At 70.0% G+C, this 16,966-nt stretch carries 13 protein-coding genes; 4 read left to right on the forward strand and 9 right to left on the reverse strand.

The annotated features are described in order from the left end of the window. Nucleotides 1-536: aminotransferase class III-fold pyridoxal phosphate-dependent enzyme (locus RG19_RS17235; RefSeq protein ID WP_157515365.1), on the forward strand; the 536-nt coding region annotated here is incomplete at its 5' end. 637 nt (nucleotides 537-1,173) lie between these two features. Here the strand turns inward: RG19_RS17235 and RG19_RS09335 are convergent. From RG19_RS09335 to RG19_RS17630, 4 genes are all read right to left on the reverse strand, one after another. Further along, complete coding sequence (locus RG19_RS09335) at nucleotides 1,174-3,372, reverse strand: glycoside hydrolase family 3 N-terminal domain-containing protein (RefSeq protein ID WP_058835037.1); 2,199 nt, start codon at nucleotides 3,370-3,372, stop codon at nucleotides 1,174-1,176. A gap of 321 nt (nucleotides 3,373-3,693) precedes the next feature. Continuing rightward, on the reverse strand, nucleotides 3,694-4,350 hold the full coding sequence (locus RG19_RS09340) for an inorganic diphosphatase (RefSeq protein ID WP_058835038.1): 657 nt from the start codon (nucleotides 4,348-4,350) through the stop codon (nucleotides 3,694-3,696). Next, nucleotides 4,347-5,738, reverse strand: a complete 1,392-nt coding sequence (locus tag RG19_RS09345; protein ID WP_058835039.1) for a purple acid phosphatase family protein — start codon at nucleotides 5,736-5,738, stop codon at nucleotides 4,347-4,349. The genes RG19_RS09340 and RG19_RS09345 overlap by 4 nt, the downstream gene beginning before the upstream one ends. Further along, nucleotides 5,735-6,058 carry a hypothetical protein gene (locus RG19_RS17630; protein WP_157515224.1) on the reverse strand — a complete coding sequence of 108 codons (324 nt, stop codon included), beginning with the start codon at nucleotides 6,056-6,058 and terminating at the stop codon, nucleotides 5,735-5,737. Before RG19_RS17630 ends, RG19_RS09345 begins: the two co-directional genes overlap by 4 nt. Nucleotides 6,059-6,167: 109 nt before the next feature. Here RG19_RS17630 and RG19_RS09355 point away from each other — a divergent pair, with 109 nt between their 5' ends. The 3 genes from RG19_RS09355 (at nucleotide 6,168) to RG19_RS09365 (ending at nucleotide 12,373) form a co-directional block, all read left to right on the forward strand. Next, complete coding sequence (locus tag RG19_RS09355) at nucleotides 6,168-8,999, forward strand: TonB-dependent receptor (RefSeq protein WP_058835041.1); 2,832 nt, start codon at nucleotides 6,168-6,170, stop codon at nucleotides 8,997-8,999. Between the two features lie 85 nt (nucleotides 9,000-9,084). Next, nucleotides 9,085-9,717 (forward strand): uracil phosphoribosyltransferase, encoded by a 633-nt coding sequence (upp, locus tag RG19_RS09360; RefSeq protein WP_058835042.1) that lies wholly within the window; start codon nucleotides 9,085-9,087, stop codon nucleotides 9,715-9,717. Nucleotides 9,718-10,138: 421 nt separating this feature from the next. Further along, on the forward strand, nucleotides 10,139-12,373 hold the full coding sequence (locus tag RG19_RS09365) for a TonB-dependent siderophore receptor (RefSeq protein WP_058835043.1): 2,235 nt from the start codon (nucleotides 10,139-10,141) through the stop codon (nucleotides 12,371-12,373). Nucleotides 12,374-12,398: 25 nt separating this feature from the next. On the opposite strand, the gene RG19_RS09370 is transcribed toward RG19_RS09365, so the two are convergent. The 5 genes from RG19_RS09370 to RG19_RS09390 form a co-directional block, all read right to left on the reverse strand. Next, nucleotides 12,399-13,106, reverse strand: coding sequence for a hypothetical protein (locus tag RG19_RS09370; protein ID WP_058835044.1), 708 nt, complete (start codon nucleotides 13,104-13,106; stop codon nucleotides 12,399-12,401). Then, complete coding sequence (locus tag RG19_RS09375; RefSeq protein ID WP_058835045.1) at nucleotides 13,103-13,996, reverse strand: MBL fold metallo-hydrolase; 894 nt, start codon at nucleotides 13,994-13,996, stop codon at nucleotides 13,103-13,105. Before RG19_RS09375 ends, RG19_RS09370 begins: the two co-directional genes overlap by 4 nt. Before the next feature lie 250 nt (nucleotides 13,997-14,246). Then, complete coding sequence (gene ggt / locus RG19_RS09380) at nucleotides 14,247-16,001, reverse strand: gamma-glutamyltransferase (protein WP_058835046.1); 1,755 nt, start codon at nucleotides 15,999-16,001, stop codon at nucleotides 14,247-14,249. Then, a complete protein-coding gene (locus RG19_RS09385) occupies nucleotides 15,998-16,249 on the reverse strand; it encodes a YfhL family 4Fe-4S dicluster ferredoxin (RefSeq protein WP_058835047.1) in 252 nt (83 codons plus the stop codon). Before RG19_RS09385 ends, ggt begins: the two co-directional genes overlap by 4 nt. 127 nt (nucleotides 16,250-16,376) lie before the next feature. Beyond that, nucleotides 16,377-16,940: a hypothetical protein gene (locus RG19_RS09390; RefSeq protein ID WP_058835048.1), complete on the reverse strand. Its 564-nt coding sequence runs from the start codon at nucleotides 16,938-16,940 to the stop codon at nucleotides 16,377-16,379. Nucleotides 16,941-16,966 lie beyond the last annotated feature (26 nt).

Consider the following 16,966-nt stretch of genomic DNA (forward strand, 5'->3'; position numbering starts at 1 on the left):
TCGACTACCCCGGCTTCCAGGACGCCGATGCCCCGGACATGGAGACCTACTCCAAGGCCCTCAACGCCGGCCAGTACCCGCTGTCGGTGCTGGCGGTGACCGCACACGCCGCCGGCCTGTACCGCAGCGGCGTCTACGGCAACACCATGACCGCCAACCCGCGCGCACTCGATGTCGCCAGCACCACGCTGGGTCAGCTCACCCCCGCCCTGCGCACCAACATCCGCGACGCTGGAAAGGCCGCCGTGGCGAAGCTGGAGACGCTCAAGGGCGAGCTGGGCGGCCTGATCACCAAGGTGCAGGGCACCGGCCTGCTGTTCTCCTGCGAGCTCGCGCCCGAGTTCAAGTGCTACGGCGCCGGCTCCACCGAGGAGTGGCTGCGCGAACAGGGCGTCGGCGTGATCCACGGCGGCGCCAACTCGCTGCGCTTCACCCCGCACTTCGCCATCACCGACGCGGAACTCGACCTGCTGGTCTCGATGGTCGGCCGCGCCCTGCGCGAAGGCCCGCGCAAGACCCAGGCCGCCGCGGCCTGACGTTCCGCGGCGTCGTATCACCGGCTTGGATCACGCCGGGGATACGACAATGTGCCACCGAGCCCCCCCGCTGCCGTGGGCGGATGTTCACAAACCTCCTCGTGAGAATGTATGGAAAACGGCTCTCCCGAATGCTCGGGGTAGTCGGAGAAGAGAGCAGGTGAGCGTGTCGGCTTCGGCGGGAGCGGCGCCGCAACCGGGGCATGCTCCTCGGCTCGGTCAGACATCCCTGTCTGACTCGCCGCCGCAGGCCATCCATGGCCTGCTCTCCGCATACCCCGGCCGCGACGCCGCGTCGGCCATTCGCTGACGCAGCTTCTTTTAGGCGAGGCGCCCATCTCGACGCCGAGACGAGCCGTGCCCAGGCGGTCGGGTGTCGCGTCAAGCGCGCCATGGATGGCGCGCGCCCGAGTCAAGGCAGGATGCCTTGACCGAGGGAAGAGCGATTCCCGGCCGCCTGGGCGCGGCGTCCTAACGAACCCCGCGCAAACGGCTTCCACGCGGCCGGTGGCCGGAGACGTCGCGCAAGGAGGAAGCTGCCCATTCCGGCAAAGGCCGTCAGGTCGCAACGAGACCAAGCGACACGACGTCTACCACCTAGTTTCCAGCGACAGCCCGATAGCCGGACAAACAACACCTAAGGCGCTGCCGACACCCCAGACGCCAGCAACTCGAACGACACCGGCTCGCCGCTCTTCGCATTCGCGCACACCCACAGATCGAACAACCCCGGCTCGGCACGACGCACGCCGTCCGCATCGGTGAACGCAAGCGCATCCCGATGCAACGCGAACCGCACCTCCACCTCGCCGCCCGCCGCGATCGCCACCTTCTCGAACGCCTTCAGCTCGCGCACCGGCCGCACCCGGCTGGCGACACGGTCGTGGATATAGAGCTGCACAACCTCCTCGCCGTCCACATCGCCCACGTTGCGCACCGTGGTCACGATCTCCAGCGTGTCGTCCCACCCCAGCCGCGTCGTGCCGAGACGTGGCGCGTCGTACTCGAACCGCGTGTAGCTCAGGCCGTACCCGAACGGATACAGCGGCTCGTTCGGAATTTCCCGCCAGCGCGCCTTGAACTCCGACATCGTCGGCAACTCCGGCCGCCCCGTTCGCGGATGGTTGTAGAAGTAAGGCTGCTGCCCAGTCGCCTGCGGAAAGCTCACCGGCAACCGTGCGGACGGGTTGTAATCGCCGAACAGCACGTCGGCCACCGCCGAACCGGTGCGGGTGCCGAGGTACCACGTCACCAGGATCGCCTGCGCATCGCGGACGGCGCCGGTCAGCGCCAGCGCGCGACCGTTGCGCAGCACGACGACCACCGGCGTACCGGTCGCCGCCACCGCTTCGGCCAGCGCCTCCTGCGCCGGCGGCAGACCGATGTCGATGCGCGACTGCGCCTCGCCGCTGTAGCGCTGCGGCTCACCCAGGGCCAGCACCACCACGTCCGCATCGCGCGCGGCGGCCACCGCGGCTTCGATCCCGCCTTCCACCGGCGCCTCCAGATCGCAGCCCGGGACCACCACCAGCGAGGCCGCGGCCTCGCCGAGCGCGGCGCGCACCCCGTCCTCGAGCGGCTCGTAGCGGCTCCTGTCGCCGAACAGCGTCCAGCAACCCTCGATGTTCTCGCGGTCGCGCGCGAACGGGCCGACCAGCGCGATGCGCTGCTCCCGCTTCTTCAGCGGCAGCACCGCATCGTCGTTCTTCAACAGGACGATCGAACGCCGCGCCGCATCCCGTGCCAGGGCCTCGTGATCGGCCAGATGCCCCGTGTCCGCCTCGCGCTCCGGATCCAGCGAACGATAGGGGTCGTCGAGCAAACCGATGCGTTCCTTGAGCACCAGCATCCGCCGCACGCCTTCGTCCAGCGCCGCCATCGGCACCTCGCCGCTTTCCACCAGCGCGGGCAGGTGCGCGGCATAGAAGCCGCTCTGCATGCTGAGATCGAGACCGGCGAGAAACGCCTTCTTCGTCGCGTCGCGGTCATCTTCCGCATAGCCGTGGGCGACCAGTTCCATGTCGGCGGTGTAGTCCGAGATCACCACACCGTCGAAGCCCCATTCCTCGCGCAGGATGCCGGTCAGCAGCCCGCGATTGGCGCTGGCGGGCACCCCGTTGATGTCGTTGAAGGCCGACATCACGCTGATCGCGCCGGCCGCGAACGCCGCCTGGAACGGCGGCAGGTGCACGTCGCGCAGGGTCTGCGGGGCGATGTCGACACTGGCGTATTCCATGCCGGCGGCCACGGCGCCATAGGCGGCGAAATGCTTGGGCGTGGCCAGCAGCGCGTCGTGCGCGGTCAGGTCGTCGCCCTGGAAGCCGCGCACACGGGCGGCGGCGAACGCGCAGCCGAGCACCACATCCTCGCCGGCGCCCTCGGCCCCCCGGCCCCAGCGCTGGTCGCGGGCGATATCGACCGCGGGCGCATAGGTCCAGTGCAGACCGGCCGCGGTCGCCTCCACCGCGGTCGCCCGCGCCGTGCGCTCGGCCAGCGCGGGCTCGAAGCTCGCCGCCTCGCCCAGCGGAATGGGGAACACCGTACGCATGCCGTGGATCACGTCGGCCGCCAGCGCGACCGGGATGCCCAGCCGGCTCTCCTCAACCGCGACCTGCTGGATCCGCCGGCCCAGCTCGGCGCCCACGCCGTTGAACAGCGAGCCGACGCGGCCGGCCCGGACCTGCGCCAGCACCTCGTCGGCATTGCGCACATTGGCTTCGGGATTCACGTCGGGCGCGAACGGCCGCACCATATCGGCGAAGACCCCGAGCTGGCCGACCTTCTCCTCGACGGTCATGCGGGCGATCAGGGACTCGATCCGGGCGGAAGCAGCCATGCAGCCTCTGAGAAAACGTTTCCAGGGCCGGCATTCTAGTGGGCTCGACCCCGGTCACGCACCCCCTGCCGCGTTCAGCAACGACGTCCCGGTGGTCGGTCGACGCCCGTGCGCCTCGCCCGGGAATGCTTGGACCACACAGCGGCCCCCCCGGGCATAGACGCCGCGGCGAAAGCTCCGCGGGTCGTCCGCATGCGCTCGTACGCGCCTGCAACGCGCCCCGGTGAAACGGCCGTACGCAGCTGGCAGACATCGCTTGGCCCCTTGTGTGTCGACCCTCCCGCGCCGCCCCGATCCGGATGCCCGGCGGGCCACGATGCGTCAGTCGTCGCCGGCCTCCGCGAAGCGCGCCATGGCCTCGACCACGAGCCGCCGGGCCTCGGCGGCGTCGCCCCACCCCTGCAGTTCGATGCGGTTGGTGCCCTCGGGCAGATCCTTGTATACGCGGAAGAAGGCCTCGATCCGCTGGCGTTCGAGCGCCGGCAGGTCGTCGAGGCCCCGGACCGCCGTGTAGGTCGGGTCCACGTCGTCGGCGGGCACGGCGACGATTTTCTCGTCGTCCTCGCCACCGTCGCGCATCCGCAGTACGCCGACCGGACGCACCTTGATCAGCGCGCCCGGCATCACCGGCATCCGGGTGAGTACCAGGCCGTCCAGGGGATCGCCATCGCCACCGAGCGTGGACGGCAGCGCGCCGTAGTTGGCCGGATAGGCCACCGCCATCGCCATGAGGCGGTCCGCGTACAGCAGCCCGTCCTCGCCCAGCTCGTACTTGACCTGCCCGCCGGCGGGAATCTCCACCGCCAGCAGAACCTCTGCCGGTGCCGTCGCGGGTTGCGCCACCCGCAACGGATGCGCCGGCCGCTCCGACGCACGTGCGGTCGGAGCAGCCGGCCCCGCCAGACCCACTGTCAACGGCACCAGCAGCATGAGCGCCAGCGCGGCGCCCAGCCCGGCTGGCCGACGCGGCCCGGTCACTCCCAGCACCGGTCCGCCCGTCCCTTCAGCGTCGCCTCGCGCGGGCAGTCGCGCTGCTGGATGCGCCCTTCCGTCCGCTCGACCAGCGCCACCGAATCCCCCCGGCGCTGCAGCTCGAACGCGTCGTAGAGACGCCCGGTCACGGTGCGCGATTCGTAGGCGAGCCGGTCGCCGTCGATGCGCAGCACCTGGAACAGCTGGGTGTCTTCCGCGACCGGCGACATGTCCTGGCGCGCCTGCGCCGAGAGCCGGTACTGCTTGGCACCCGCCACCGAGACCACGTACTGCGGCGTCGGCCGCGCCCGCTCGCCACCGCGCCGGCCGTAGACATGGTCGTGGCCCTGCAGGACCAGATCCACGGCGTGGCGCTCCAGCACCGGCAGCACCTGCTCGCGCAACACCACGTTGTCGCGATCCTGGCGTGGCGAGAACATCGGCTGGTGGATCAACACCACCGTCCAGCGACGCGGGCTGTCGGTGAGCACGCCGTCCAGCCATCGCGCCTGCGCCTGGGCGGTGCCCAGATCCAGCGCCGACGTGCCATCCAGCACGACGAAGCGGACATCCTGCGCATCGAACCAGTACGTACTGATGTCCGCGCCGGTCGCACCATTACCCGGCAGCGCGAAGGTGTGCGGCCAGTGCGTGCCCATGATGCGCCGCTCCTGCGGCGTATCCTCGAACTCTTCGTCGTACTCGTGGTTGCCCATCGCAGGCGCGATGGTCATGGTCGCGGCGACGGGCGCGACGGCGTCGAACCACTCGCCCCATTCGTTGTCGTCCTCGCCGTCGCCGCCGCTGACCAGGTCGCCGGCGAACAGCGCGAGCCGCGCATCCGGTGCGTGCCGCAACGACTCCAGCATCACCCGCGACACCAGACTGGCGTTCTGGTTCTGGGTGTCGCCGAAGTACAGCACCGTCATCGGCTGCTCCGGCGCCGGCGCGGTCCGCATCTGCCGCCAGGGCCCCCAAGTGCCATCGCCCTGCACGCGCCAGGCATACAGCGTGTCCGGTTCCAGACCGTCGATGCGTGCGCGATGGGCATGCGCGGGACCGTTCTCGGTTGCCATCGGCGTGGTCGCCGCACGCACCCGGCGCACTTCGCCCGGATCGGGCGAATCGCCGGCCTCCGCGATTTCGACCACGGGTGCCTCGACGCCGGCACCGGTGCGCCAGGCGACGGAAAAGCCGCGCGCGGCGTCTTCCAGCGGGGTGGCGACGATGCGGTCCGGCAACGCGTTCGCGGCGTAGTGCATCACGCCCGCGGGCACCAGCGTGTTCGGATCCGGCTGCGTACGCCGGATGTCCTGCGCGGACAGCGGGGTGGACAGGACGGCGGCGATCGCGGCGGCGACAACCGCGCGCTTGAAGTGACGACGGAGATTCATGCGTGGGTCTCGCGAGGGGACGAATTGAGCGTGGAGGCCATGTCGCGCCAGTCGAACGCCACCAATTCCTGGTCGTCGCGAACGGCGTACACGGCGCGCTGCGAAAACCCTCCGGTGGCGCGCTGGTCCAGCGCGATGCCATCGGTACATGCCGATGGAACATCGCCGGGACTGCGGGCGGCGACGACGAACAAGGAGAGAGCAGGCTGGGAAAGGATCGAAACGGATGCCATCTGACTCGGCGAAACCAGCGGGGGCTGCAGCCTACGTCGCCATTGCTGCAGTGCCGTGACGGCGGCGGGTCGGCGCGAAAACTTCATCGCCTTTTAACCGGGCTGAAACGTTCCACGCACAGAGTGCGGCGCCAACGACAGCCCTCGCATCGCGACGCTGTCGTTTTCTTCTTTCCCAGTCAGTCCAGGGCACACGATGAATCCGACCCGTTCCGCGATGACGCTCGCGGTCGCTTCCGCGCTCGCGCTTCTCCTCCCCTCGCACGCCGGCGCGCAGTCCCTGCCCCAACCGGAGGTCTCCGCCAGCGGCGCGCCCGGGATCGTGAACGGGCGCGTCAAGGAGGGCGTGCGCGGTGTATCGCTCGACGGTGCCGTGGTGATCCTCAACGGTTACCAGGTCACCACCGGCCGCGACGGTGGCTTCCGGATCAGCGGTGTCGCCCCCGGACGCTATACGTTGCGTATCGACTACCTGGGCTATCAGGGCCGGGAAGTGGAAATCGACGTCGGCGCCGATGCCGGCGTGCGCCTCGACGTCACCCTGCAGAGCACCGCGGCGATGGAGCTCGATCGCATCCAGGTGCGCGGCACCCGCGACGCGCAGGCGCTCGCGCTCAACCAGCAGCGCACCGCGATCAACTACACCAACGTGGTGTCCGCCGACCTGCTCGGCCAGTTCCCCGACAACAACATCGCCGAATCCACCCAGCGCATTCCCGGCGTGTCGATCGAGCGCGACCAGGGCGAAGGCCGCTACGTCACCGTGCGCGGCGCGCCGAAGGAGTTCACCACCGTCTCGATCGACGGCGTGCAGTTGGCCAACCCCGACTCCGCCAGCCGCGGCGTGGAGCTCGACACCATCCCGGCCGACGTCATCTCCGCACTGGAAGTCACCAAGGCGCTGACCCCGGACATGGACGGCGACGCCATCGCGGGCAACATCAACATCCGTACCCAGAGTGCGCTGGACCGCGACGGCATGACCCTGCGCGCTTCGGCCGGCATGGGGCGTTACGAGCTGGGCAACGGCGACAACGAGCGCTACAACGCGACCCTCGGCAACCGCTTCGGTGCCGACCGCAACGTCGGCGTGCTGCTGTCGGCATCGCACAGCCGGCAGGGGCGCTTCACCGACAACGTCGAGACGCTGTACCAGGATCTCGGCGACGGCCGCATCGTGCCGGCAGCGGTCGAGATCAAGGATTACGAAGGCGTGCGCACGCGCACGGGCGTGACCGGCCGCTTCGATTTCCGGATCGACCCGGGCAACCTGCTGTACTTCGTCGCTTCCGACTCCACGTTCGAGGATCGCGAGTTCCGCGACAACCTGATCATGGAACTCGAGCGCCATACCGACGATTCCGGCCAGACCACCGGCACCGCCGGGCGCGCCACCTTCGACAAGGAGCTGCGCGAGCGCACCTACGACAAGAACATCCGCACCTTCAACCTGGGCGGCGAGCACTTCGTCGGCGACCAATGGAAGATCGACTGGCAGGCCTCGCGCAGCCGCGCGACCAAGGAAACCCAGCCGCGCATGCAGTACGTCTTCCGCTCCACCGTGCGCCCGGAACTGGCCTACGACTACACCAACCACGACTTCCCGACCTGGACCATCATCGGCCAGCCCGACGCACCGGCCACCGGCGTCGACCTGCCCGAATCCTGGTTCGGCTTCCGTCGCCTCAACGACCGTTACGAGTACAACCGCGAAACCGAAGACGCGCTGCGGCTCGATTTCGAGCGGCAGCAGGCCTTGCTCGGCGACAGCGGCACGATGAAGTTCGGCCTGCGCTCGCGCATGCGCGAAAAGTCGTTCGACGACGAGCGTTACCGCAATAGCGATGCGGACGACTTCGCGGCGCTCGGCATCACCATGTCGGACATGCTGTGCGACGGCGTCTCCAACAATTTCGGCTACTTCCTCGCCGGCCGCCGCTTCTGCCGCGACATCTTCGACCGCCATGCCGGCCCTCTGCGCGACAGCGAGAACCACGGGCGTCTGATCCCCGACTCCCTGATCGGCGACTACACCGCCGAGGAGGACGTGCACGGCGCCTACGTCCGCCTGGACGCGGAATGGGAGCAACTGACCCTGGTCACCGGCCTGCGCTACGAGCGCACCCGACTGGAGGGCGCGGCGATCCAGTTCGACGAGGACGAGGAGGTCATCGTCCCGATGCGTTCGAGCCGCGATTACGGCCACCTGCTGCCGAGCGTCCACCTGCGTTACGAGATCGACGCCGACACCATCTGGCGCGCGTCCTACTCGACCGGCCTGAACCGGCCCGACTTCCACCGCACCGCCCCGTTCCGGGTCTTCGCCGACGATTCGGATGGGGACAATGCGATCATCGAGGTCGAGGCAGGCAATCCGGACGTCGAGGCGGCCTACGCGCACAACCTCGACCTGTCGCTGGAACGCTACCTGCGCCCGCTGGGCCTGGTGTCGGCGGCGGTGTTCTACAAGCGCATCGAGCATCCGCTGTTCGTCGCCACCTCGACCGAGGTCCAGCCGGACGGCAGCCGCGTCCGCACCACCCGCCCGGAGAACGGCGACAGCGGCCGCATCTACGGCGCGGAGCTGGCCTGGCAGCAGACCTTCGACTTCCTGCCGGCGCCGTTCGACGGCCTGGGCGTCTACACCAACTACACCTATGCCAACTCGCGTGCGGACCTGCCGTTCGACGGCGGCAGCACCGAGCTGCCCGGGACGTCGCGCAACAACTACAACGTCGCCCTGAGCTACGACAAGCACGGCTTCACCGCGCGTCTGGCCTACAACTACCGTTCCAGGTTCATCCAGGCGTTCGACGTGACCTCGCCGGAACTCAATGTGTACTGGGACGATCGCGAGAGCCTGGATTTCTCGGTCGGTTACGCATTGACCCCGCAGTGGCGCCTGTTCGGCGAGGTCAACAACATCACCGATACCGACCAGGTCCGCTTCCAGGGCGAACGCGCCCGGGTGCTGGAAATGGAGAACTTCGGCCGCTCCTGGCTGGCCGGCGTGCGCTTCGAGTACTGATCCGCACATCGCGCACGCGGCCGCCGGCCGCGTGCGTCGCCGGTGCCGACTGCGGCACACTGGCGGCTCCGTCTCGGGAGCCGCCATGAAGATCGTCGAAGTCCGCCACCCCCTGGTCCAGCACAAGATCGGCCTGCTGCGCGATGCCGGGTTGTCCACCAAAGGATTTCGCGAACTGGTCACCGAACTCGGCACCCTGCTGGCCTACGAGGCCACCGCCGACCTGGAGACCGAAGCCGCCGTGCAGCCCGGCTGGGCCGGCGAGGTCGCCGTGCGCCGCATCGCCGGAGCCAAGATCACCGTGGTGCCCATCCTGCGCGCGGGACTGGGCATGCTCGACGGCGTGCTGTCGCTGATCCCGGCCGCCAAGGTCAGCGTGGTGGGCCTGCAACGCGACGAAGAAACCCTGCAGCCGGCGACGTACTTCGAACGCCTGACAGGCCGCCTCGACGAGCGCGATGCGCTGATCCTCGACCCGATGCTGGCCACCGGCGGCACCCTGATCGCCACCGTCGACATGCTCAAGCGCGCCGGCGCGCGCCGGATCAAGGGCATCTTCCTGGTGGCGGCGCCGGAAGGCCTGCGGGCTCTCGAGGCTGCGCATCCCGACGTCGAGGTCTACACCGCCGCGATCGACCAGCGCCTCAACGAGAAGGGTTACATCCTGCCCGGCCTGGGCGATGCCGGCGACCGGATCTTCGGCACCCGGATTCCGTAGCGGCCCCGGATTCGTGGCGGCACCGAATCCCGCACGGCCATCGGCCGCGGCGGAACGAGCCGTCCTGCGATGCCCGGCGCCGCATATCCACGATGCCCTGGTCGCCGGACGGCGCACCATCGCACCGGCCGCGTCCGCTCTGTCTCGGGCGACGGAACGTAGACCGACCGGACGCCGCCGGACGCACCGCCGCGATCGGCTCGATGGCTGACCCCGCGGCCTGACGAGGCGCGCATCGCGTCCAGACCCGTCTGGACGCCGAGGCCACCGCTTGCACCGATTCGGCGGTATCGCTCACAATAGCGATTAACGCGAATCGTTCGCATTATCAGTCTTGTTCTCGGCCACGTATGCCGTCTCGCCCATCGCAATGCCGTGGGCCTGCGGTGCTGTTCCGGTCACCGTCTTCTGGAGTTCTCCCATGCCGCGCAATCGCCCCGTCATCCTGCCCGGGAGGCGTCCGCACGCCCCGGCCCCACGCCGGCCGCTGGCCCTGGCGCTCATGGTGGCGTTGACCAGCCCCGCGGGTCCGGCGTGGGCGCAATCCACCGAGGGGACATCTGCCGCGAGGACCCTCGATACCGTCGTCGTGCAGGCGCAGCGCGATGCATCGACCGAGGGCTCGCGTACCTACGGTGGCCGTGAGACCACTCTCTTCAAGGGCATTCGCAGCATCCGCGAGACCCCGCAGCCGGTCACCGTCATCTCGCGTCAGTTGCTCGACGACCGCGTCCTGCCGGATCTGCACGAAGTGCTGCAGAACACCCCGGGCGTCACCGTCGATTACACCGACAGCGAACGCGTCAATTACTTCGCGCGCGGCTTCGCCATCGACTCGCTGCAGATCGACGGCCTGTCGATCGACCAGGCGGGCTCGGTCTTCATCCAGCCCGACACCGTCGTGCTCGACCGGCTCGAGATCCTGCGCGGCGCGGCCGGTCTGCTGCGCGGCGCCGGCAACCCGTCGGCGACGGTGAACCTGGTACGCAAGCGGCCGACCCGCGAGCTGCAGGCCTCGGCCGGGCTCACCCTCGGCTCGTGGGACCGCCGCCGCGTGGAAGCCGACCTGTCCGCGCCGCTCAACGCCAGCGGCAGCGTGCGCGGGCGGATCGTCGCCGCCTACGACGACAAGGATTTCTTCCAGGACGCGCGGACGGAGCAACGGCGCACCGTCTACGGCGTGCTCGAAGCCGACGTCACCGACAGCACGTTGCTCACCTTGAGCCTGCAGCACGCCGACCTCTATGCGACGGGCTCATGGGGCGGACTGCCGTCGGACCTCGACGGCAGCCCGCTGCACCTGCCGCGCAGCACCTACCTCGGCGCGGACTGGAACACCTGGGACCGCTACAACCAGCAGGTCTTCCTCGGCCTGGAGCATCGCTTCGACAACGACTGGAACGTCCGCCTGAACGCCGCGCACACCCGCTTCGGCTACATCAACGACTTCAAGCAGACCTCGTTCTCGCGTCCAGCCTCGGCCACCGATCCCCACCTGGTCGACGTGTCGACGGCGATCTACGGCGACGCCGGCAGCCACCAGAACGCGATCGGGCTGGTCGTCGACGGCCCGTTCCAGCTGTTCGGCCGCATGCACCATCTCACCGCCGGCGCCGAGGGCCGCAATGTGAAGACCGCGAACTCCTCGGGCTACTGGAACATCGCGCCGATGACCGGGGTGGATGTGCGCGAGTGGAACCCGTGGACGAGCTATCCCGAACCGTTCGACACCGGCACGGCCAATTATTTCGAGGGCATCGACAACGCCACCCGCCAGGAAGGCGTGTTCGCGGTCGCCAAACTCTCGCTGGCCGATCCGCTCACCGCCCTGGTCGGCGCGCGCGCGAACTGGTGGACGTACTCGGTGCCCAGCAATCCCGCCAGCGGCTACTCGGTGGACCGCGAGATCACGCCCTACGCGGGCCTGGTCTACGATTTCGGCGGGCGCTTCAGCGCCTACGCCAGCTACAGCGAGATCTTCGTGCCGCAGAGCGCCTACGGCCGCGACGGCAACCTGATCGCGCCGATCACCGGCGAGGACTACGAGGCCGGCATCAAGGGCGAATTCTTCCGCGGGCGCCTCAACGCCGCGCTGTCGCTGTTCCGCATCAACAACGTCGGCCGCGCCGTCGACGACGTGACTTCGCCGGACCCGTGCCTGCCGCACTACCCGACCGGATACTGCAGGATCGCCGACGGCAAGACCCGCAGCCAGGGCTGGGAGCTGGAGCTGGCCGGCGACCTGACGCCGGACTGGCAGATCATGGCCGGCTACACCAATACCCGCACCGAGAACCTGCGCGACAACAGCCCGGCCAATGTCGGCCAGCCGGTCCGGAGCGCCGACCCGCGCCACCTGCTGCGCGTGTTCACCACCTACCGCCTGCCCGGCGCCTTGCAGGCGCTGCGCGTCGGCGGCGGCGTGCAGGCCCAGAGCGACACCTACGTGCGCAGCGGCGGGCTGGTCGCCCGCCAGGGCGGCTATGCGGTCTACAACCTGATGGGCAGTTACCAGCTCAACGATGCGGTGCGCCTGCAGCTCAACGTCAACAACCTCTTCGACAAGAGCTACTACCGGAAGATCGCGCCGACCGGCTTCGGCACCTACTACGCCGATCCGCGCAACGTGATGCTGACGGTGCATACGCGCTTCTGAGCGCGTACGACCGCCGTCGCCAGGCTCAGGAGGCGCGCCTGCGCGCCGCCAGCACGGCCACCAGCGCCAGCAGGAGGATCGCGGCCAGCCAGTAGGGCCAGCGCGCGCTTCGCTGCATCGAGTCGCCGGACGACGCCGCGCCCGCTCCCGCGTCCGGGCGGGCGGGCGCCCAGCCGTCGGCGCCCGGCACGAACGCCGCGTGCGGCGGCAGGACCAGCGCCGACCAGCGCAGACGCAGATCGCCGGCTTCGGGATGATCGGGATCCGCGGCCGTGGTCAGTACCTCGCCGCTGGACTGGAAGGTCGCCGCCAGATTCGGCGGCAACGCTGCCGCGTCGGGCGACAGCAGCCGCCACTCGCCGCTGGCCAGCAGTTGCGCCGGCGCGAGTTCGCGACCGTCGGGCATGCGCGCGTCCGTCCGCCACAGCATGGCCGCCACCGGAAGCGCCGCCGGATTCTGGTGACCGGCGGCGAGCCCGTCGCCGGCCACGGCCGCGTCGCGCCATTCGAGACGGTCCCCGCCGCCGCCCGTGCGCGGCACCCACTGCAGCATCTGCACCTCACGCCGCAACGCGAAGCCCTGCCGGGTCTCGACGCCGAACTCCGGGTCGCGCAAGACCTCCGCGGGAACGGGCCGCTCGCCCTCCTGCGCCTTCAGCACGCCGCCCGGCAACCACGCGGCGCACACCAGTACGCCCATCATCGCGACACGTGCGACGAGGCGCGGGCTCATGCGTCCCCCAGCGCGCGCGCGCTCAGCACCTCGACCTCGTGATCGGTGGCGTAGCGGCCGCGCGCATCGCGCACCACCCGCGCGAGCGCGATTCCGGGATCGTGGGTGAAGAACAGCCGCACATCGCGAGCGAGCGCGTCGGCGAGCAGCGCGTCCTTCTCGTCGATCAGCAGTTCCGGATAGCGGTCGTAGCCCATCGTGATCGGCACATGCACCCAGGGCCTGGCCGGCACCAGGTCGGCGCAGAACACGATGCCGCCGTGCGGCGTGCCGTCGCCGCGATCGGCACCGAGGATTTCGGCCAGCATCATGCCCGGCGTGTGACCGTCGCTGTAGCGGAAGCGCACCGCATCGCCCAGCAGCGGTGACCGCTCGCCGTCCACGAACTGCAGCCGGCCACTGGCTTCGAGCAGGCCCGGCAGCTCCGGGATGAAACTCGCCCGGTCGCGCGCGTGCGGCGCCGTGGCCCGCGCCCAGTGCGGGCGGCTGGTGAGAAAGGTCGCATTGGGAAACAGCAACTCGGGCGTCCGCCCCTCGTGCCAGGCCGCCAGCAGGCCGCCGGCGTGATCGAAGTGCAGGTGCGAAAGCACCACCACGTCGATGTCCTCGTGCGAGAAGCCCGCATCGGCCAGCGAATCGAGCAGCACATGGCGCGCCTCGACCACCCCGTAACGGTCGCGCGATGCCGGATCGAAGAACGCACCGATACCGGTCTCGAACAACACCGTGCGGCCGTTCAACGGGCTCGCCAGCAACGCACGGGTGGCCAGCGGAATGCGATTGAGCGCATCGGGCTCCGCCCAGCGCGTCCACAGCGCGCGCGGCGCATTGCCGAACATCGCGCCGCCGTCGAGGCGTTGGGAATTGCCGAGCAGCGACCAGAGTTTCATAGGCATCGATCCTGAAACGGGAGACACGCGGTGCGCGAGCACGTGGGGCGAACGCAAGCGTAACGCGCCGGGAGTCGCGACGCCGTGGGGGCACGGAGGATGTCGGAAGCACCGCGCGGTCGCGGCGCATGGACGCCTCGCATGCATCGTTCGCCGCGGGACGGACGTCGTGTGGGCACCACGGCACCGCCGCGCCCCCCTGCCATGCTGCGGGACGAGCCGGCGTACGGCGCCTGCAGACTGCAGCCTGCTATCGCGGCACGTTGCTGTCGACCACGGCCGCACCGACATCGTTGCGCGGATCGCTGCCACCCTCGAGCGTGCCGTCGGCGCGGTTCCACATCACCGTCTGCAGGTTGCCCCAGACATGGCTGGAGCCGCGGCCGTCGGCGGCATCGTCGGGTGGCAGGTTCAATGCATGCCCCATCGCCTCCAGCCGCTCGGCGGTGCCGGCATCGAACATCCCGCGCTCGGCGGACACCACGTCGGGCATCCACTGGTGATGGAAGCGCGGCAGCGCCGCCACGGCCTGCGCATCCAGCCCGGCGTCGTAGCCGAGGATGCCCAGCAGCACCATGGTGATGATCCGCGAGCCGCCGGGCGTGCCCAGCACCGCGACGCGCTCCGGCGACACCATGAAGGTCGGCGTCATCGAGCTGAGCATGCGCTTGCCGGGCGCCGGCGCGTTGGCATCGAAGCCCATCACCCCGAACGCGTTCGGCGTGCCGGGCTTGAGCGCGAAATCGTCCATCTCGTTGTTGAGCAGCACGCCGGTCCCCGGCGGGATCAGCCCCGAGCCGTACAGCAGATTGACCGTCTGCGTGCCGGCGACGCGGTTGCCCTGTTCGTCGATGATCGAGAAGTGGGTGGTCTCCTCGTCCTCGAGGGGCGTGGGTTCGCCGGAGAGCAGGTCACTGGGCGTGGCCCGGGAGGGATGGATCGTCGCGCGCAGGCCGGCGGCATAGTCGCGGCTGGTCAACGTGCGCAGGGGGATCTCGACGAAGTCGGGATCGCCCAGATAGAAGGTGCGGTCGCGGAAGGCGCGGCGCATCGACTCGATGGTCAGGTGCGCGCGCATGGCCGGCTCCAGCGTGTCCAGCTCCCACGGCGCCAGGATCTGCAGCATCTGCGCCAGCGCCACGCCGCCCGACGACGGCGGCGGCGCGGTGACGATCTCCCAGCCGCGATAGCCGAACCGGATCGGCTCGCGTTCGACCACGCGGTAGCCGGCCAGTTCGTCGGCGGTCCACTCGCCGCCTTCGGCGTGGACGCCGGCCAGCAGCAGGCGGCCGGTCTCGCCCCGGTAGAACCCGTCGAAGCCCTCGGCGGCCAGGCGTTCGAGCGTGCGGGCGAGATCCGGCTGCCGGAACGTGTCGCCCACCTGCAGCGGCCGGCCCGACGCCAGGAACACCTCGCGCGTGCCCGGGTAGCGCTCCATCACCTCGCGACGGCGCTCGTAGCCGCGGACCATGCGCTCGTAGGCCGGGAAGCCGTCGCGCGCGGCGCGGATCGCCGGGGCCAGCGATTGCGCCAGCGGCAGCGCGCCGTAGCGCTCGGCCAGATGCACGAAGGCCGCCGGCAGGCCCGGAATGCCCGCGGCCCAGGGACCGTTCTCGGCGCGATCGCGATCGAACGCGCCATCGGCGTCGAGATAGCGTGCCGGCGTCGCCGCGGCCGGCGCGGTCTCGCGGGCGTCGACGAAGACGTCGCGGCCGCTGGCGGCATCGTGCAGCAGGAAGAACCCGCCGCCGCCGAGGCCCGAGCTGATCGGCTCGACCACCGACAGCGTCGCCGACACGGCGATGGCCGCATCGAAGGCGTTGCCGCCGGCGTGCAGGGTGTCGATGCCGGCCTGCGTGGCCAGCGTGTGCGCCGAGGCCACCGCGATCCCCGGCGGCCTGTCCGCCGGCCTGATGCCTGCTCCGTCGGCGGCGCAGCCCGACACCGGCAGCAGGCACAGCGCCAACAGCCACACCATCGCCAGCCCGCGGCGGATCCGGGTCATGCGGCATCCTCGAGCCGGCGCATCTTGGCCAGCAGTTCTTCGTGGGTTTCGGGGAAGGCCGGGTCGGGATCGATGCACTCGACCGGGCACACCATCACGCATTGCGGCTCGTCGTAATGGCCGACGCACTCGGTGCACAGGGCCGGATCGATCACATAGATCGTCTCGCCCATGGAAATGGCCTTGTTCGGGCAGGCCGGCTCGCAGACGTCGCAGTTGACGCAGAGCTCGTTGATCTTCAGCGACACGGTGCCGCCTCCGCGGCGTACCGCGCGCGGACGCCGCCGCCGGCACGGCCGCGACGGGCCATCCGACGAACGACCTCCCCGGCACATGCCGGAGAGGTCGGGGTGTGGAACAGGTCTCGTCGTGCGATCACTGCGTGTCGACGAAGACGTACTCGACGCCGGCCGGGGCCACCGCCGCCTCGGCGCGCGGGCTCTCCGCCGCGGACCCGATGTAGAGCACGCGAACGCCCTGCATGCTGCCCTCCGGCACGCCCTCGAACGCGGCCTCGACGAAGCCCGCCACGCGGGCCGGATCGGCACCGGCATAGGCCAGCAGGTTGCCGCGCACGATGCCGCGCGCGAGGTCCGAACGGGCCTTGTCGAGCTGACGCTGGTAAGCGCCGCCGTCGTCGGCCAGGGTCGGCGCGGTCGCCTCCATGCCTTCGGCCGCCTCGCCGCCTTCGGCGGGCTCGACCACCGGCGCCTCGTCGGCCTCGGCCGCCGGCACCAGGTAGATGTACGGGGTGTTGACGATGCCGTCCATGTGGCGCGGCACCAGGTCCTGCAGATAGGCGCGCCATTCGGCGCTGCTGCTGCCGGTCGGTGCGGGCACGGCGGCGCGCTCGACCTGCTGCGGCGCCTCGTCCTTCTGGCAGGCGGCGAGCGGCACGGCGAGACAGGCGGCGAGCAGCAGGCGGTTGACGGTCTTCATACGGGTCCTCCCCAGTGAATCGTTGA

This window comes from Luteimonas abyssi, assembly GCF_001482195.1.
Classification (GTDB): Bacteria; Pseudomonadota; Gammaproteobacteria; order Xanthomonadales; family Xanthomonadaceae; genus Luteimonas; species Luteimonas abyssi.